The following is a 19322-nucleotide window of genomic DNA, read 5'->3' as shown; positions in this document are numbered from 1 at the left end:
AATTGCAGGTTGATAATATATTAAAGAAACTTAAAAATAAACTATCGCACCAAGAGTATGATTCGTATATTTCTCTTATGGAATATGATGAAAATGCCTCTAGGACAGACTTAGAGGTTTTTTATGTGCCAAATATTTTTGTAGCAAATTGGATAAAAGGTAATTATATCGACATAATCGCAGATATTTTTAAAGACGAAAATTCTAATGGTATCCGCCCAGAAATTCACATTAAAATTAAAGAGAAAAAAGGAAATGTGAAAAGTTTAAAGGTGAATAAAAGCACAAATCAGTTTCAAACCAATATCCTCTCTCTCAATCCCTTTTATTCATTTGAAAATTTTGTTGTCGGTAAATCTAATGAACACGCCTACACGATAGCAAAACTTGTAGCACAGCAGCAAGCAAGTATGTATAATCCTGTCGTATTCTATGGGCATTCCGGACTTGGCAAAACACATCTTTTAAATGCAATAGGTAATTATGTCAAGGAGCAAAATAAAAATGTCATATATGTGCCAGCTGAAGAGTTTTTAAACGAATATACAGAGAAGATTAAGCGTGGCACGATGGATGGATTCCGTGATAAGTATCGCAAGTGTGATTACCTGCTCATTGATGATGTGCAGTTTTTAGGTGGTAAAGATGGTATGCAAGAGGAGCTACTTAATACCTTTAATGCCCTTTACAACGCACAAAAGCAAATTGTGATGACAAGTGATAAGCCCCCTAAGGAGATTAAAGGTTTAGCAGATAGGCTACGTTCACGATTTGAGGGCGGGGTGATGGCAGAGATTACCAATCCAGACCTTGAGACAAAAATTTCCATCATTATGTCTAAATGCGAAATCAATCGTATCAGCCTTGATAGAGGGGTGATTGATTACATTGCTTCTAATATACACGGCAACATTCGCCAGATTGAGGGGATTCTCTCTACGATTAACTTAAATTTGAATCTCTCTCCAGAAAGCAGTGCACGTAAAGTCGCTGAAAATGTGCTCAAAAGCTATCAAAATGAAAAGCTAGAGGGTATTACATTAAATAATATCATTAAAGTAGTAAGCAAGGAGCTTAATATCAAGCCAAGTGAGATTGTATCTAAAGAGCGCAATCGTAAGATTGCCTTTGCTAGGCGCGTGGTGATTTATCTCGCTCGTGCTTTGACTATTAACTCTATGCCAATGATCGCTAAAGAGCTAGGTATGAAGGATCATAGCTCGGTGAGTAAAGCACTCAAGGCTATTGAAAGCGAAATCGCTCAAAATAACACCACAAAAAGTATTATTGAGGATCTTAAGAGCAGGATTCAGCAGAGTTTGGATAATAACGCCTAATAAAGCCAGAGGTATGAGTTTAAGCATAGTGCTAGATTTTCAAACATTGTATGAAATATGATTTTGTGCTTAAGTATAGCTTAAGCACAAAATCATCATAATACGCGTGATCTACACACTCATCTGTATTAAATTTACCTCTTTTATCGCATTCCGTATCACACAGCCCCACCCCCTAGCCACCTCTCAAATCAAAAGCAAAGAGCCTGTGCGGGATTTTGGCGAGGTTTTTACCTAGCCTAGAGAGGTGCGCGCTATGCTCTCCCTCCTCCACAAAGAGCTTTTCCAAATGAGAGCCAAAGAATCGCCCATATTTTGCAAAACCAGATCTTTGGGATTAGTATTACAGAGCTTACCGCCATGCTCCAACTGCACACTCTATGCAAGTAAAAATGCAACTCATCCTACACACTTTCCCTTGCTAGGCTGCATAACGCACATTTCTAAAGCCCAGATGGGCTGATATTTTATGCCAATCTCCCTCATCATTTTAATAAAAGAGTAAATGTATAGAATGCGGCGCGAGTGAAGGCTACAATCGCAAGGAGGGATTAGAGCAGCTTTATACACGTAGAGGGCTTTTCTCAGGTGACAAGGCATTTTGAAACCCACAGCCCGTCATTGCGAGGCAGTGGCGAAGCCACAATGAAGCAATCCATATATATGCAATCCAATAATGAGCCAAATCTCTCGCCCGCTTCATTTTACATATTGCAAGTGTGGATTAGCACTTCGTGTAAATGCGGTGCCTACATCGCAACAGCAAAGGCATAATATGATTTTCTCTTTTCATCAAATCTTATTGATTTAAGCGAAATTTTTTTAGTTTGTTTTATATTTATGCTTTTTATTTTAGAGTGTAAGGAGTGAGTGATGAGCATAAAGTCATTGATAAAAAATAATGCGATATATCAAGCATATATCCGCCCATTGCTTTTGGCATATAAGCACAAAAGAGAAAAGGCAATGAACGATGAAACATATTTTTTAAAAAGGCATAAAAAGATTTTTGGCTACAAGGCAGACTTTCGCAATCCGCATACATTTAATGAAAAAATCATTCATAGAATACTCTTTGATAGAAATCCCATTTACACCATTTTGAGTGATAAATTAAAAGCAAGAATCTATATTTCACATATCTTAAAAGATATGGCAGATTCATCGTGTGCAAGGGGGGGGGTCGTGTGCTAAAAGCATAGAATCTAAGATACAAACTCCCTCTAACCTACATCTTTTAACTTTTACCTCCCAACTTTTTGAACCCCTAGACCTCATATACGATAGCCTCTTTATGAGTAATCAATGCCTCTATCTCCCTAAGCTTTATGGCATTTATAAAACTTTTGATGCTATTGATTTTGGCATTTTGCCCCATAAATTTGTCATAAAAACCAATCACGATTGCGGCGGAGTAGTTATGGTGCAAGACAAAGAAGCCTTTTTACAAGATGGCATATCTCAAGCAAGAGATAAAATAATGTGGCATTTGCAGCATAATTACTATGAGCAATATCGCGAGTGGCATTATAAAGACATAGAGCCCCGCATTTTTGTTGAAGAACTACTAGGAGAGTGTATAGAGGACTTTAGATTCCATTGCTTTAATGGAGAGGTGGCTTTTATCCAAGTTGCTAATGCCACACATACGCGCAATGATGTATTTGACACACAATGGCAAAAACTTGATTTTATGTATCTGAATCCACCAAGTGATATACCCCCGAAGAAGCCTACCAAGTTTCATCTAATGCTTCATCTTGCCAATCTTTTATCAGCCCCTATGAATTATGTGCGCGTGGATTTGTATTGTGTAGATTCTAGGGTGTATGTAGGAGAGCTTACCTTTACCCCAAATGGAGGCACAGGAAAATTTTCCCCGCAAAGCTTTGATAGATATTTTGGCGACTTGTGGCACATATGAAAAATACCTCTGTTTTGTTTTTGTGCGTGGGGTGCATTATAGGTTGGGGAGCGTTTATCCTGCCTCAAGATTTATTTTTAAGCAAGGCGGGACTGCTTGAAAGCATTATAGGGCTAGGGCTTGTGGGTGTGGCTATTTGTATCATCGCAGCACAATATACATATCTACTTCAACGATACAAAAGGAGCGGAGGGGAATTTTATTTTACCCTTAAAGTATTGGGGCGCACACACGGCTTTATTTGTGGGTGGTTCATAAGCTTGGCGTATTTATGTATCATTCCGCTTAATGCTACAGCACTTAATGTGATGAGCCATTCCTTTGGATTCTCTGGCGATATCGTGCTTTATCATATCAATGGCAATGCGATTTATCTTTTAGATATAGTGATAAGTATGTCAAGTATCGTGTGTATCGGGATTCTTAATATATTAGGCATAAGGGCTGCATTCTTATTGCAAAAGATATTTACATTGCTTTTGTGCGGAAGCGTGGTATTATTTTTTGTCATAATGGGCATAGATTCTGCCTCTTATGAGAACTTTCTCTCATATTTTTATCAAAAAGAGATAAGCCTCTATGGCGTAATGGCGGTTTTTGCTCTCGCTCCTTGGGCGTATTTGGGGTTTGATTGTGGAGTGCAGATTATACAAGCTATTGCCTATCGCAAAGGCATATTTAATTTTTTTATTTATCTCTCCATTTGGATAGGATTTGCACTTTATGCGATGCTAATATGTATTACCGCTTTTGGCGTGGCAAGAGATGAGATAATTAATCTTGGGTGGGCTACGCACGCAAGCATAGAGGGGTATTTTAGTATTTTTGGAAGCATAGTGCTTTGCATAGGTGTATTAAGTGCACTTTTTAGTGGGATTAATGGATTTTTTATCACCACAAGCAAAATTTTTGAACGATTAAGTATAACGTGCTTTATCCCCGCGACACTTATCAAGCAAAATCGTTTTAATGTATCTTATCGGGTTGTTTATGTGATAGGATTCATATCTTGCGTGATGGTTATTTTTGGTAGAGAATCTTTGCTGTATATTGTAGATATGTCTTGCGTTGGCATTATCGTTGGATTCTTATATGTAAGTATTATATCGCTTTTGCTAAAGCAAAGAGAGAGGCAGCGCATTAGCATTTCAAGCCTTTTGGCTTTGGGTTTAAGCATTATATTTGGCCTTTTAATCTTTGTGCCATTTTCTCCAGCAGCCCTTAAGCTACCCTCTATTATCGCATTAGCAATATGGGTATTGGCAGGGATACTCCTTTTTGCAAGAGCTAGGAGGAATGCGAGTATATAGAGTGCGGAAAGATAAATTATAGGAATGGACTATTTTACTTTGTGGATGTGGAGTGGTAAGTGTATCTTAAAAATTGTAAAGTGCAAATGCAGTGGCTTAAGCCGCAAGTGGAGAAGCCCAAGCGATTTGGCTTATCCATCTTCGTAAAATATCACAAGGGCAATAGCAAAACATCATAAATCTAGCTTATCGATAGGCAATTTCTCCGTGTAGGCTTTGGTCTAAGCCATTTTCTTCTTGTGCTATATCCACGCGTAAAGGTGTGAATAGACTAATGACTTTTAAAATCGCATAGCTTACCACCGCAGATAGCGCAAAACACGCCACAATAGCGATAATTTGCACAATAAGCAATGTGAAATCCCCGCTGTAAAATAAGCCCTCTCCCGCCGCTTCCTCAAGCAGTTCTTCATTTACCGCACTTGTAGCAAAAAGCCCTGTGGCAATCCCACCCCAGATTCCCCCTACGCCGTGCAAACCAAAGGCATCAAGTGTATCATCATAGCCAAATTTTGACTTCAAAAAACTGATGGCAAAAAAGCAAATGGGCGAAGCGAGAAAGCCAATGATGATAGCCGCAAATGGGGTAACAAACCCAGCTGCAGGTGTGATAGCTACAAGCCCAGCGACAATGCCCGTGATAGAGCCTAGCAAGGTTGGTTTGCCATATTTGAGCCATTCTAAGAGCATCCACGAGAGCATTGCCCCAACAACAGAAAAATTCGTAGCGATAAAGGCATTTAAAGCTACAGAATCTACCCTTAGCGCACTGCCGCTATTAAATCCTAGCCAACCTAGCCATAGCAAAATCGCCCCGATGAATGAAAGCGGGAGCGAGTGAGGCAAAAGCCCCTGATGAAAGGTGCGTTTGCCAAGCATTAGGCAGCCTACAAGCCCAGCCACACCTGCAGCGATATGCACCACCCCACCACCAGCAAAGTCCAAAGAGCCAATGGCGACAAGCCAGCCACCACCCCACACCCAATGGGCTAATACATCATATACAAGTGTGCTCCAGCAGAGGATAAAAATCAAAAGCACTCCAAAGCGCATACGTTCAACCACCGAGCCGGTGATGATAGCCGCACCAATCACGGCAAAGAGCATTTGAAAAAATGCAAAGAGGTTTTCGGGTATGCTGCCGTGTATAGAATCTATGTTGGATAAAAAGAGATGATTGAGACTACCGATGAATAGCCCTATATCATCGCCAAATGCGAGTGTATAGCCGATAATAACCCATTGCAGGGCGATAATGGCATAGAGCATAATGCTATTTAAGGTCGTACTAAGGACATTGTGGCGATTTACCATACCTGCATAGAATAGCCCTAGAGCAGGAGTCATCAGCAAAACAAGGGCTGAAGAAGCCATAACAAAGAGCATATCAAGCGCTACAATATCATTTGTGCCCTCTGTATGTGTGCCAAATACGGTATTTGTGAATAATAAAAATATAAGAATTGCTTTCATAGTATCTCCTTTAAGTCAAAATAGTGCTGTTGCTTTATGCTCGATGTCAAATAGCGTCTTCTCCGGTTTGCCCCGTGCGAATGCGAATGACATTTGCAAGGGGGATAATGAGAATCTTGCCATCACCTGCGCTGCCTGTGTTGAGCGTTTGCTTAGCGGTAGTGATAATCTCCTCTATGCTGCTTTCTTTAGCGATGATTTCTATGCGAATCTTGGGGAGCAAATCAAAGGTTTGCTCACTCCCGCGATAGATCTCTGTCTTGCCTTTTTGCGTCCCTGCACCCATCACATTGCTTACCGTCATACCCTTAATGCCCTTTTGGGCTAGGGCGTCTTTAAGCACATTGAGCTTTTCTGCGCGTGTGATGATTTCAACTTTGAATATATTTTCCATAAATGCCTCCTTTGGTGGATTGTGGATAGATATTGTGATATTGCGAGTGAATTGTATAGCATATAAACTTATATAAATATTAGTTAAGTTTAGATTTATATATAAATTTTTTTAATTAAGTTTTATTTAAGTAATTAGAGAGTGGGAAAAGATGGGGTTAAAAAAGAGAGGAAAGCATTAAAACAAGGGCAAAATGTAAAGTTTAATGTGTCGTGCAGGCGGAATGAAGATGAAAATAAAGATTCACTAGCTATATTCATAAGCTAAGTGATGGAAAGGGCTTTAAGGAAGAAATGCTTGTATATTTCCTACTTTTACGCCTAGTATATGTTTCATTTCGCTACTGCTAACAAGCTTAATGAGCATATCACCCCTACCGGTGAGTTTCTCTGCCCCTGTCTCATCAAGGATAATTTTAGATTCTGTGCTTTTTTGCACACTTAGGGCTATACGAGAGGGAATCGTAGAACGTATTTCTCCCTCAAATGCCTTAGCGTCGGGTCTTTGTGTGGCTAGAATGAGGTGGATTCTTGACTGCCTTGCCTTTCGGCTCAATCGTGCGATATTTGCGCTAATAGCTTTATTTTTTATCAAATCATTTACTTCATCAATGATTAAAATTTTATAAGACATACTCTCATAACTCACTCCTTGTGCGTTACTTTGATAGCGCGATTCCATTTCTTCGACAAAGGATTCTATTGCTGCTTCTGCCTCGCTTGTGTCTAGAATCTCAACTTTTTCCCTCTCTCTAAATACTGCAAAATCACCCCCGCCTTTTGGGTCAATGATAGTAATTTCTGTGCTTTTGTTTTGCAATAAACAAGTGATGATATTTTGAAGGAATATCGATTTGCCACTTCCTGTTTGTCCCTCCAACAAAACAATGCACAGCTTCTACCAAGTCAAAACAAAAGGGCTTTTTGTCCCTATCCATTCCTGCAAAGATTCCAAGCTTATAATCTCCTCTTTTTATCATTTCTAAGCCTTGTGCGAATGCTCTTTCGCTAGGGTATTGCCAAAGATTTTTATCTTTTGGAATACATATATCAAAAGTCTTGCTCACACCCATACATCGCTGAATCTGCACCTTTTCTCCAAATTCTGTGTCTAAATGTTTGCAATGCCTCATAAAAGCATCAATTTTCGTAGAATCTTTTAGTTCTACTTTGATGATATAATGCCTATACGAATCTTTCTCATTCACAATATGAATAGGAATAGCAAATTTCTCAAAATATGCAACTAGGCGGTGGCTCTTGTCTCCACCTTTTTGTTGTGCTTGTTTGTTTTGTGCGATACCCACATTAGCAAGGCGAGATTCTAAAGACAGATTATCTAAACACCATTGATAGAAGCAATCGCTATTTTTGTAGCTATTGTGTATTTCATATAATCCTCTCTTTATATATTTGCTTAAAATATCTGTGTAACATTTCTCATCGCTAAAAATATTTTGCTTTTGGGCATCTAGCTCATCTTTGTGCTGCACATAAAATAACGCTCTTAAAGCTACATCAAAATCTTCTTTTTCATCTTTGCCTTTGCCTGTGATTTGCTCTAAATGATATTCCTTACCCCTATCGCCACCTAGCTTTTTATTCTCCCATAAAGGAGCATTAAGCGGTGATTTAGGCAGACTAAGTGCCTTAGCAATAGCGATACGTAAAACATAATATTTGGGCAAATCCTTTTTTTCTAAGCCTTGATTGAGGATTCTATCTATAAGAGTCTCCTCGTGATTGGTTGTGTAAAAATCTGCCATAATCTTCTCCTATAATATTTCATCTTTTGTGGCTACTTTAATGTATGCGTGGCTTCTATCGCTTTGGTTTTCAATCTTATATAATCCTGCGATATGAGGCTTAGCATATTCATATTCTCTTGTGCTTATTTCTGTATCGGTAGGCAGGATAATAGTTTGCAGATTCTGTGCGTAGTAATTTTGGATAATTCTTGCCCGATTTGCTCCATCAATCCTACCTAATGGTGTATCGATAATAAGCGGAATGTGAGCGTTAGATAACTCACTTAATGCCCAAAAGATTGCAATAGCTAAAAGCTGATTTTGTCCGCTGCTTTGAGAGCCTATGTAAATATTTTCAAATCGCTCATTTTTTAAGGTGATTTCAAATGCTTCATCAATCTCTACTCCCGCGATATTATCTTGTGTAAGGAGTTGATATTTTTGCAAGATTTTATCTTTTAGCTCTTCTTTCAAACATAAAATAAGCTTAGTTTTATATTGCCTAAGAGTCTCTTGTAGATATTCTAGAATCTGCAATTTATCTTCTATCCTTTCTAAATGTATGTGCTGCTTGAGAGATTCAACATCTCTTTGCAAGTGATTGATTGTTTCTTGTAAGTTATTCTCTTCTGCTTTTGTATCTCTCATCATTTCTTCATGATGTTTTGTATCCTGCATTAGATTTTCAATCTCTTGTTCCTTTTCCAGCTTCCTGTTTTGTGTATATTCATCGACATAAAGCTCATCAATCTCGTGTTTAATGTCGCTAAGATTATTTTTTAGTTCCTTAATAGCTGTAATATCGCTACTTAAGCTATCATTTTCAAATCGAATAAGGCTATGGCTTAGAGTAGTAATAAGTGCGGGTGTTATGTAAGAGGAGTAAGAAGCGCTTTCTGCTAGGCTTTGTGGGAGAGTATCAAGCACCTTTTCTATAATTTCTTGCAATGTATCTATATTTATATTTGAGGATTGTAGATTTTCTTCTTGCGCTTTAGATTCTATAATATTGAGAGAGTGGCTTTTAAGCTCGGGTAAAAGCCTATTATACGTATCAATATCTTGGCTTTGTCTGCTTTCTTGTATATGCTTAAGTTCATCTTTGAGTTGTGATAGAATCTTAGGATTACTATCGAAAATCACATATTTTAAGTTTTCTTCTAGATGGCTTTTGTGTGTTTGCAACTTCTCATCCAGTGTGTCTCTTTCTCTATAAAGCTTTTTTTGCGCTTCATCACTATCAGCTATAAGTTTGTCTTTTTCTTTGTGTAATTGTGCCATGCGACTTTGATTATCTTGTATGTAAGATTGTAAATCTTTTAAACGTTTGCGTGTGGATTCTAGAGTTTTCTTACCATCTGTGAGTTGCCTATTTTTAGTTTCAAATTCTGCCCTTTGTTTATCATTATCGATAGCTTGTTTTTACAACTCTTGCTTGATATTATCAATTTGCCTTATCATAAGCTCTAAAGGCTTAATGCGTAAAATCTCCTCGATTTTCTCTTTTAGATTACTCCGTAGATTCTTGCTTATCTCGCCGATTTCCTCACCATTAAAAAAGAAAAAATCCACAAAATTACTTGGCAAAATCATTACATTGATTCTCTCTTGTGCCTCCTCATCAGCAAATTTTTCATCGCCTAAACACAATGTGATACGCTCACTCACATTATCAAATACATTTTCAAATGCCCTCTTAATCACAAAATGTTTTTGGTTTATCCTGCCCCCAAGGCTAATATAAAAATTTTCTTGCATTTCATTAAGGGCATTGGTATTTAGCACACCACTATAACCCTTTTTATCACCCTTGATAAATGCTAAAGCCGAAGAAACCTCCTTGTGCTTCTTATACAAACCACTTTCTCTATTAAACTCATTTAGCCCGCTGCCACAAATGGCAATTTTGCAAGCGTTAATAAAACTCGTTTTACCAAAGCCATTATTACCATAAATACAATAGAGATTTTTGCCCTCAATGTGTTTAAACACCACTTCCACCTTTCCATAATAAGCAAAAAGATTGCAAATAGTGATTTTTTCTATAAACATTTAGCCCTCCTGCTTACTTGTCTTGTCATCAAGTAATTTGTCTATCTCTTTTTTGATTTGCACTCCTGCGCTATTGCGTCCTTTAAGGGAGCTGTTATTATAAATATCTATACAAGAGCTAATAAGGTTCTCTATTTGGGTAGTATCTATACCATTACATTTGCTTTCATTTTCGCTCACTATATGCTCTAAAATCTCCTTATGGAGTAACTTGCCTTGCTCTAAGTCTATATCTTTCATTCTGCCTACCTCCTTTGCTAATATAATGGCACTCTTATTAAAGTCAAAATCCCTATCCCACTCTTTTTGTATGGCTAGAATCTGCTCATCACTAATGAGTTGCTTTCCGCCATTTTGCATAAATACCCTTTCAGTCTCTAAAAGTCTTTGTAGTATTTCCTTGCGTTTGTGGCTTAGAAATGGTCCTAATCCTCCTACTTTATACACTGCCCTACCATCACGTTTGTAATCCGCCCTCGCATTAGCATCTTCCCTTAAACGCTTGATATAATTTCTAAAATCATTTAAGGGTTTAAGATGTTTTTCACCAGATTCTATAAAGCCCTGCAAGGACTTATCCTCATTTACCACCGTGCATACCCAGCAGCCAAATCGCGAGCCACCACAACTGCTTTGACTTAAGTCCGTGATAAATTGACACTCATCACCGCCTGCTTTTGCATAGAGACTAAACAATTCGCTATGGTCTTTTTCGCATAAGGGCTTATGAGTAGTGAGATACGCCCATACCTCATCTGTACTCCATTCTGCGATTGGCGCAAATGTCAATGTATCGGGGAAATCGTGATGTTGAGAGTAGCCATCTTCATTAAGTATGCGCTTTTGTATAGATTTTTTACGATGGCTTGATTCTGCCTTTCTTGTGCCAAGTATCAGGAGCGCTGAACCATATCTGTGAGTGATTTTAGCCACTTCAGCTTTTGCAGGAGTGATTTTTAGCCTATCAGTGCACCATCTAAAAGTGCGAGTAGGGCTTGGATAACCTTTTCCAATGAGGTTTACCCAAAAGTCATCTTTGAAGCTTGGCTTTACTTGCAAAATTTCAAAGGGAATGTGATTTTCTCTCGCATGAGTATTGATAGAATCTACAACATTATGTAAAAATGCATCGATATGAGGAGCCTCTACAAGCGTATTTGAAGCGATAGCATACGTCTGTCTTTGCTGATGTTTAGGCAAAGAGGCAAGCATTTCATACACAAGTTGCAATAAGCAAGTAGAATCTTTACCTCCACTAAAAGCGACAACCCACACACGTTTTGTGGTAAGAAAACGATGTTTTATGTTTTCTATGGTGGTCGTAATGAGATTATCCACGGGAGCGGAGGAATGTATAGAATCTACAATATCTGCTGTAATAGCTTCAAAGCCATTATCAAAGGCTTCCATAATGCCACATTGTAGATAAAAAATATCCTTGTGGGGATAAAGATGCCAAAAATCAGTATTTTTGCTAAGTTTTAACGCAAGATTCTTTGCCGCGGTAGCACTAAAACACACGATGAGAATAGGTTTTAATGCCAAAGATTTAGCGCGATGAGATGTTAGCTGGCGGGGGGGGGGGGGGGGTAAGAATAAAAGTATATCTTTCAGTGTAGGCAAATGCACAGAATCTTTTAAATGTGCGGAGGCAAAGGCGAGTTTGGAGCGAATATCAATAACACAAAAATCTCTCAAACCTTTTTCTTTTAGCATAGATAAACTTAAAGCCTTTATATTGTCCATCACATCTCTTTTTGAAAATAAATAAATGATAGATTGTAGCATTTTTTGATAAAACATCACTTTATAACAAATACTCTTTTTCATAATGAATGAAAGGCTTTAAAGTGGCTTAAGCACATCAAGTAGGAGGTTACATATTAATTGGCAAACCTATCTTAGTTGTTTATATCCTATGAAATTTATGTGCAAATTGAAAATCAGCTCGTTTGTAAAATAAAATAGAATTTTTTGAGGATAGTTTATCAACCAAAGCTAAAACTCCTTTAAAATCAAAAACCGATAGCGGAGGGATCTATCTCGTGTTGTAAGCGTTTGTTTTCTACAAAGCTTAGTTGAATCTTAGCAATAGCATTCATATCATTATAATCAAACCTTTGTTTTCTTTATCCTGCCATTATAAGCAGATTCTAAAAACTCATATCTAGCCTCAAAGAACCATAGCTATGAAACTCATCTTGCTCTTTAAATTTCTTGCTACCCCTAGTGAAGAGATAGCTAAGCGAGATATTTTTATATCCTATTGCCACTCCTAGCTCATATTCATATAGAGTGCGCTCTAAATTGAGGTGGCTTTTCACCCCTTTAAAGGTATTGCCCTCTATAAATATATCGCGCCCCACAAGAGAGCCATTCACTCCTGCTAAAGCATATATTTTTAGTCCGTTATCAACCATCACTTGAGACATTTTAGATTTATATTTTTGGATTCCAAAGTCGTTTTTTATGCCATATCCTATACGCAATCTTGCTCCAGCACTTATGGCGGTGTAAGCATTCCCTAAAAAAATCTGCCCCTGTGGCAAAATATCAGCAACATTGTCTATAAGTTTCACAGAATAAATCATTCCATAATGCAAATTCAGCAAAAACTCATTTTTTATTTGCGTATCCCAGCCACGTGAGGGATTTTTGTCAGTAAGTTTATGGACGCTATTTTGGATTTGCTCTCCTAGTGCAAGAGGACCAGCTAGCCCCATATCAATGCCAAGCTGCTCCATAAAATTTTTAGTCCTGTTAATAGAGCTAAAAGACACAATTACTGCTGCCCCATAGAGCATATCATCACTTGATGGCTTGGTGGCAGATTTATTTGCGGGGGTATAGATTTCTTGGCTAAGCGATACATTCAATCGTGCAAAAGAATGCCTAGAGAAATATGAAAATAATTTTATTTTATTCAAAAAACTATCATCAAGTTCTTTGCTTGTATAGCTTAGGTAATGTCCCGCTGTATAATATTTATCAGAACGTATGAAATCCTCGAAATAGAAGTCATTTTCGCTCACCACACTTAGTATATGATGCTTATCTTTTTTAAAATCACTTTCACAAAATGCAATAAATGGAAGCAAAAGCAACAATGCAATATGTCTTACCCTCGATATAGCAGATAAATAGATTAGCATATATTTAGGCGACATAGGCACATTTAACTCCTTTGTTTTACTCATCATATTTTACACCAACTTTAGATTCTATGCCACATATTCCTTTGTCATTGTGATAAATCGCCGCATTTACTCTTACGGGACTTAGCCCCTCCGCTCGCGTATGTGCTTGAGGTTGCAATCCGCACTTGCAAAACCTCTTAAAGTGTCGTAAAAAAAAAAGGGGGGGGGGGGGGGTGAGCGGGTAATCTAGCGAACGATATATAAGGGAGAGTGAGAGGTATATTCTCAAACCGGCTTCAAGATTCAAGCCCCTCCCCCTTATAAAAAGAAAAAGAGAAAATAAAATAGAAAATCTAAACCTTTGAGACTCACTTGATAAATAAAGAGTAGCTTTGGTTATAAGTATATCCTTTAGGGACACACGAGAGGCTTTATCTTAAGTATGCAAGACCTTTGCAGAGACTTTTAGTCTCAAATAGCAAAGGCATAATAGAAGAGAGATTAGATTTAAGACTTTGCATCTTCTACAATATTAATAATTGTGTTAGCTACGCGGCGAGCCGTTTTATCCAAAAATTCTGCAGGAGAGGTAAAGCCCACGCAAGAGCAGTTGATTTCACCTAGCACATATTTATCCTTGCCGTTTGCATCAGTATCCAAAATAAAATCCGCTGTCCAAATGAGAGGCAAGTCATAATTGCCAAGCTTTGTTTTAATCTCTGGCAAATTGTTAAGGAAGTATGTTACAAGCTCACTCCATTGCTCTGGCTTGTCATAGCGATATTTCGCACCGCTAAAGAGTGTTGCAGAGAATGCGTCCGCACCTTCAGCTGGTTTTTTATGCACAACATAGATAGGGTCTTTATAAAGCATAAGGATTCGAATCTCGCCTTCTTTAATACGAGGTAAGAATGTCATATCTACAAGCATACCATTATCGCCTTTGAGGTATTTCTCGCAAAAATCCATAAACTCGCCAAGTTTGTGCTCCTCTACGTGATTATCCACCGCTTCTGTGCAGCGAATTTCCGCATCAAGAGGCAATTCACTCACGCCTTGATATTTGCTAGGATCTTTAATTTGCACACGCCATATACCCTCACCCGTTGAGCCACGATTTTGCTTTAGCACACGTTCACCCTTTGCCAATGTTTTTGGGAAATTTTTCTTAAAGTCGTGCTCCCCACCCGCTTCCCATTTAACGCCAATTCTTTGCGCTTCTGCAGGGTCATAATATGCTAGAGTATCTGTTGGAACAAGCTCTGTATTGCGGAGCTTTGTCAAAGCATCCTTTGCTCCATAGCCTATCATCGCATCAGCGTGAGGCATACCAATCACGCCTGAGTCACAGAGTTTGCGTAGCACATCAAAATAGAGTTTTTCCTCTTTGAGATTGCCCGGATTCACACGAGACACATACGCATCAGCCGCACCCTTGACATATTCATAGATTTCATTTTTCTTTTTCTCATCTTTAAGAATCTCATCGGTGAAAAACACGACTTCCGCGCTCCAGCCGAGTTTTTTTAGATAGTCCATCATCGGCACAGTATCTTTTCTATGCCCATCTTTACCTTTATCGCTGCCGCCTACTGCCTCGAAAAACACAATATGCTTTTTCATAAATGCCTCCTGTTAAAAATTTAAATTCCCTTTGAATGTTACGTTAAAACTTCACAAGAAACCATAAAACACAAATTTTTTACTTTATTTTTTGATGATTCTAAAAGAATTTACCCATTTTATTACTTCACGCCATCAAAACGTCTCAAGCGCATAGAATTGAGCACAACAATCAGTGAGCTTAGACTCATAGATAATGCCGCAAAGAGCGGGATTACCAATCCTACCATAGCAATAGGCACACTCAAAGCATTATAGCCAATGCTTAAAGCGATATTTTGCTTAATGGTGCTATATGTCCTGTGGGCGATTTCAAAGGCATTATGCAGGGTAGTAAGCTTATCATCGAGAATTATCACATCGCTACTCAAAATAGCAATATCGCTTCCCGCGCCCATAGAAATAGCAATATCGCTTTTGCTTAAAGCCGGTGTGTCATTAATGCCATCGCCTACCATCACAAGCGTTCTTGAGGGATTTTGCTGCTTATAGGATTCTATCCATTGTGCCTTTTGCAAGGGGGAAAGTGAGGAATGAAATGCCTTAATGCCTACCTTTGCGCTCACCTCCGCCACACTCTGCTCCCTATCTCCGCTTAATAAAACACTCTCTATCCCCCGTTTATGCAAGGATTCTATCAATGCTCGTGCGTGAGGTTTAGGCTCATCATAGAGTTCAAAAATCTCATAAAGCGTGTGTGTATCGCCCTCTTGCACCCCAAAGCCAAATACCATACCCCCGCCAAGCTCTATTTGCGGCACACTAAAGCCTTTTTTGTGTAAAAAGTTAAGATTCCCTCCCACAAGTTGCAAAGTGCGGGAGTTAGAATCTACAAAAGTCGCGCTAATGCCTTGTGCGTCAAATTGTGTGAAATGCTCTAATGTAATTGCGGCAGTCCCTTTTAGCCTAGATTCTAAAAAATGCGCTATGCCTTCAGCCACCGGGTGCTTAGACAAACGCACAAAGGCAAGGAGGAGGGATTCATCATACTTACCTTGCAAATGGCATTTTTGCACTTTTGGTTCGCCAAGCGTTAGAGTGCCAGTTTTGTCAAACACTACAATGGTGGTTTTTGCAAGGCTTTCCAAGAATCTTGCCTCTTTAAATAACACATTTACAGCATAGCTCTTGCCTATCCCCACCACAGAGGCGATAGGGGTCGCTAAGGCTAAGGCACACGGACAGGCGATGATAATGACAGATATGGCAATCATAAGCGATATTTCCGCACCCACATTACCGATAAAAAACCAGCCTAGAAAGCATAGCAGGGCGAGACCTAGAATCACGCGGGAGAAGTATTGCGAGAGGCTATTGGCGAGATTTTGAATATATGGGCGGTGATTGAGCGAGGAGGAAACAAGCGCGATAATATGGCTCATAAGGCTTTGGCTAAATGCCTTAGAGGCGGTATAGAAAATTTGATGATTAAGATTCACATAGCCTGAAAGCACACTATCACCCTCTACGCATTCTAAGGGGAGAGATTCTCCGCTGATAGCTTTTGTATCAAAAAGCGCATTAGCAGAGCAAAGCACCCCATCAATAGCGATTTTCTCTCCCGCGCGGACGAGAATCTTATCGCCTATTTGCACCGCCTCAGGCGCAACCTGCCTCATCGTGCCATCATCATTGCACACTTCAACGCTTGTAGGTAGGAGGTGATTAAGCTTATCGAGGCTATCGCCGGCATTTTTCCGTGCCCTCACTTCTAAAAACTTGCCAATGAGTACAAAGGTAATAATCATACTCACAGATTCAAAGTAAGTCTCCCCGCTCCGTGTGAGCGCGGCATAGATCGAATAGCCATAAGTGAGCGTAGAGCCTACCGCCACGAGCAAATCCATACCGATAAAGCCATTTTTCAGCCCATAATAGCTTGAGCGGTAAAACACCCAGCCTGAGTAAAAAAGTGCAGGAGTGCAGAGGACAAAGGAAGCAAGATTCAAAATATCTTTTGCATCTGCTTGTATACCCAAAAAATACCCGCTGTATTGGGCGATGGCGACCCACATAATATTCATCGTGCAAAAGAGTGCCACAATCACGCGCATATAGTATTCTTTCATCTGCGCTTTATTTTGGCTTTCTTGAATCCTGCTATCATACACATATGCGCTATATCCTATGCTTTCAATCCTCTCTATAATCGCGCTTAAGCGGATTTGTGTGCTATCCCAAATTATTGTTGCCTTATTATTCGTGTAGTTAATCGCCGCGCTCTGCACGCCCTGCGTATCAAGCAAAATCTTTTCATTGAGCCACACACACGCTGCGCAGTGGATCCCACTGATGATTAAATGCACCTCATACAGCCCTGTATCATCTACTTTATGAGCGTATTTTTGCATAAAAGATTCTGTGTCAAAGTGCGCTAAATCACTCTTATGAAGCTCTGGCGGGGTGAGGGGACGACTAAGCTTATCATAAAAGCTTGTAAGGGCAGCGTCTTGGAGGAGGAAATATACATTTTCACAGCCATTGCAACAGAAATGCAGCTCCTCGCCCTTTTCATTATGCCGTGTGAAAAGCGCGGAGGGTTCGTATTCAAGCTGACAATGAGAGCAACGCATTTAGCACTCTGCTAATTCATTATACAGAGAATCCCGCTCTATGGGGATAAATCCCGCATCTTTAATTTGGCAGACTAGTTCATTTTTGCTTAAACCGCTCTTGCTTTTCGCACCTGCGGCGGATTGTATGCTTTCTAATTGTATTGTGCCATCCATATCATCAGCACCAAATTCCTGTGCGACAATGGCGAGATTTAGCCCTAAAGTCGCCCAATACGCCTTGATATGCGGGATATTATAAAGTAGGATTCGCGCTATGCTTATGGTTTTTAGAATCTCCTGTCCGCTAGGGAAGGTGCTCACATTAAGAAAGTTATTCTCACGTTGATAAAGCAGCGGGATAAAGGCATTAAATCCGCCTTGTTTTTGTGTTACCTGCTCACTTTGAGCCTGTGCATCACGCAATCGTAATATGTGGTCGATTCTATGTTCTCTCTGCTCGATATGCCCAAAGAGCATTGTTGCGTTACTCATCTTGCCCAAATTGTGCCAATATTGGTGGATTTCAAGCCATCTTTGTGAGCTTACCTTGCCCTTGCAGATGTAGGAGCGCACCTTTTCATCAAAGATTTCCGCCCCGCCTCCGGGCATAGAATCTACTCCCGCTTGAGCCATATCCTCTAGCACTCTTTTATAACCCCTTTTAGAGATTCTATCTAAATAATCCACCTCTGCGGCAGTAAGGGCTTTTAAATGAATGTGAGGTAGGGCTTTTTTGACTTCTCTAAAGAGTTCAAAATACCACTCATACGTGTAGTTGGGATTGTGGCTTGAGACGATGTGCAGCTCCTTTGCGCCATTTTCATAGGCTTTGTGTGCCAGTGAGAGAATCTCATCAATCCCCATAGAATAGGGATTAGGATTCTTACGTGAGGCAGAAAATGCGCAGAATTTGCATACATCGGCGCAAATGTTGCTTGGGTTGATGTGGCGGTTGTTATTAAAAAATACCTTTTTGCCATAGAGCTTAGTACGTATGCTTTGAGCTGCTTGGGCTAGGGTAAAAATATCATAATCATAGAGTTTGCTTAGCCCCTTTGCATCTAAATGCGCCTCCTGTGCTAAAGCCCTTTGTAGTAAGTCCATTCCTGCTCCTTGTATGAAATCTTTATAGAATCTGTGTTGATTGTCTTAACCATAAGTAATATAAAAAACGCATTCTATAATATGAAGCCTTAGAAATTCTTTTACATTGGGTTATGCACTCTATTGGGGTTAAGGCAAAATGGAGGATATTACTGAAACTTGCTTATCTCCTTTTGTGCACCACCCTTTTTGCGATTAATGCTTGATGTTTCCCCAAGCGTTTTATTATCTTTGTCTGCCTTTCCCTAAAACTTAGCCAATTAAAGCTCCCCGTAATCATAAATGCACTATTACAAATACAAATCTTAGAATGATCTTATCTATTTTAGTGAAAAAATATTGCGGATATTGGCTTTTCAATGCATCAAAAATTGCTTGTGATTTTTCATCTATGCTGACCTTATCAAAGCGATTTCTAGGCTTTAAGCCATATTTAATGATTACTTTTACCCCACGCGCAAGGGCAGATTCTATAATTTCTATATGCTAGATATTCTAAGGTTTTCAAAACTTGTAAGAATCCTACCATACTAAAGCACAGCATAGAAATGCCTTTAAGTAAAAAATGGCTATAATGCTAAGCTTAAATGCAGCATTGAGCTAAGAATATTTAGTGTTGTAGGGTATCGCAAACGATGATGTAAAGAGATGGCTTAGAAATGGGAG

17 protein-coding genes are annotated in these 19322 nt (G+C 39.2%); 5 read left to right on the top strand and 12 right to left on the bottom strand.

Annotated features, from left to right (window positions below; genetic code table 11):
• The first annotated feature begins 2 nt into the window (after positions 1 to 2).
• From dnaA to QZ289_RS02675, 5 genes are all read left to right on the top strand, one after another.
• Positions 3 to 1337 (top strand): chromosomal replication initiator protein DnaA, encoded by a 1335-nt coding sequence (gene dnaA / locus QZ289_RS02695; protein WP_295698910.1) that lies wholly within the window; start codon positions 3 to 5, stop codon positions 1335 to 1337.
• A 588-nt stretch (positions 1338 to 1925) separates the two neighbouring features.
• Positions 1926 to 2111: a hypothetical protein gene (locus tag QZ289_RS02690; protein WP_295698908.1), complete on the top strand. Its 186-nt coding sequence runs from the start codon at positions 1926 to 1928 to the stop codon at positions 2109 to 2111.
• A gap of 99 nt (positions 2112 to 2210) precedes the next feature.
• Positions 2211 to 2531, top strand: a complete 321-nt coding sequence (locus QZ289_RS02685) for a hypothetical protein (protein ID WP_295698905.1) — start codon at positions 2211 to 2213, stop codon at positions 2529 to 2531.
• Entirely contained in the window at positions 2506 to 3261 is a 756-nt protein-coding gene (locus tag QZ289_RS02680) for an ATP-grasp fold amidoligase family protein (protein ID WP_295698902.1), read from the top strand. Before QZ289_RS02685 ends, QZ289_RS02680 begins: the two co-directional genes overlap by 26 nt.
• Positions 3258 to 4571, top strand: a complete 1314-nt coding sequence (locus tag QZ289_RS02675) for an APC family permease (protein WP_295698967.1) — start codon at positions 3258 to 3260, stop codon at positions 4569 to 4571. The genes QZ289_RS02680 and QZ289_RS02675 overlap by 4 nt, the downstream gene beginning before the upstream one ends.
• 186 nt (positions 4572 to 4757) lie before the next feature.
• On the opposite strand, the gene QZ289_RS02670 is transcribed toward QZ289_RS02675, so the two are convergent.
• From QZ289_RS02670 to mqnE, 12 genes are all read right to left on the bottom strand, one after another.
• A complete protein-coding gene (locus QZ289_RS02670; protein ID WP_295698964.1) occupies positions 4758 to 5972 on the bottom strand; it encodes an ammonium transporter in 1215 nt (404 codons plus the stop codon).
• A gap of 118 nt (positions 5973 to 6090) precedes the next feature.
• Positions 6091 to 6438 (bottom strand): P-II family nitrogen regulator, encoded by a 348-nt coding sequence (locus QZ289_RS02665; RefSeq protein WP_295698900.1) that lies wholly within the window; start codon positions 6436 to 6438, stop codon positions 6091 to 6093.
• Between the two features lie 282 nt (positions 6439 to 6720).
• Positions 6721 to 7317, bottom strand: coding sequence for an FtsK/SpoIIIE domain-containing protein (locus QZ289_RS02660; protein ID WP_295698899.1), 597 nt, complete (start codon positions 7315 to 7317; stop codon positions 6721 to 6723).
• On the bottom strand, positions 7223 to 8203 hold the full coding sequence (locus QZ289_RS02655) for a hypothetical protein (protein WP_295698896.1): 981 nt from the start codon (positions 8201 to 8203) through the stop codon (positions 7223 to 7225). Before QZ289_RS02655 ends, QZ289_RS02660 begins: the two co-directional genes overlap by 95 nt.
• A gap of 9 nt (positions 8204 to 8212) precedes the next feature.
• On the bottom strand, positions 8213 to 9466 hold the full coding sequence (locus QZ289_RS02650) for a hypothetical protein (protein WP_295698894.1): 1254 nt from the start codon (positions 9464 to 9466) through the stop codon (positions 8213 to 8215).
• A gap of 141 nt (positions 9467 to 9607) precedes the next feature.
• On the bottom strand, positions 9608 to 10237 hold the full coding sequence (locus tag QZ289_RS02645; RefSeq protein ID WP_295698891.1) for an ATP-binding protein: 630 nt from the start codon (positions 10235 to 10237) through the stop codon (positions 9608 to 9610).
• The gene (gene dndC, locus QZ289_RS02640; protein ID WP_295698889.1) at positions 10238 to 11983 is read right to left on the bottom strand and encodes a DNA phosphorothioation system sulfurtransferase DndC; all 1746 of its coding nucleotides are present in this window, start codon (positions 11981 to 11983) and stop codon (positions 10238 to 10240) included.
• Between the two features lie 407 nt (positions 11984 to 12390).
• Complete coding sequence (locus QZ289_RS02635; RefSeq protein WP_295698885.1) at positions 12391 to 13404, bottom strand: lipid A deacylase LpxR family protein; 1014 nt, start codon at positions 13402 to 13404, stop codon at positions 12391 to 12393.
• Positions 13405 to 13426: 22 nt separating this feature from the next.
• Entirely contained in the window at positions 13427 to 13681 is a 255-nt protein-coding gene (locus QZ289_RS02630) for a hypothetical protein (RefSeq protein WP_295698882.1), read from the bottom strand.
• A 200-nt stretch (positions 13682 to 13881) separates the two neighbouring features.
• Positions 13882 to 14997 (bottom strand): Cj0069 family protein, encoded by a 1116-nt coding sequence (locus QZ289_RS02625; protein ID WP_295698879.1) that lies wholly within the window; start codon positions 14995 to 14997, stop codon positions 13882 to 13884.
• 122 nt (positions 14998 to 15119) lie between these two features.
• Positions 15120 to 17570 carry a heavy metal translocating P-type ATPase gene (locus tag QZ289_RS02620; protein WP_295698877.1) on the bottom strand — a complete coding sequence of 817 codons (2451 nt, stop codon included), beginning with the start codon at positions 17568 to 17570 and terminating at the stop codon, positions 15120 to 15122.
• Positions 17571 to 18656 (bottom strand): aminofutalosine synthase MqnE, encoded by a 1086-nt coding sequence (mqnE, locus tag QZ289_RS02615; RefSeq protein ID WP_295698874.1) that lies wholly within the window; start codon positions 18654 to 18656, stop codon positions 17571 to 17573.
• Positions 18657 to 19322: the final 666 nt, after the last annotated feature.

The sequence above is a fragment of the uncultured Helicobacter sp. genome, assembly GCF_910577135.1.
GTDB classification, from domain to species: Bacteria; Campylobacterota; Campylobacteria; order Campylobacterales; family Helicobacteraceae; genus Helicobacter_C; species Helicobacter_C mastomyrinus.
The sequence above is the reverse complement of the archived record's forward strand: the minus strand, read 5'-3'. Positions and strand labels throughout refer to the sequence as shown.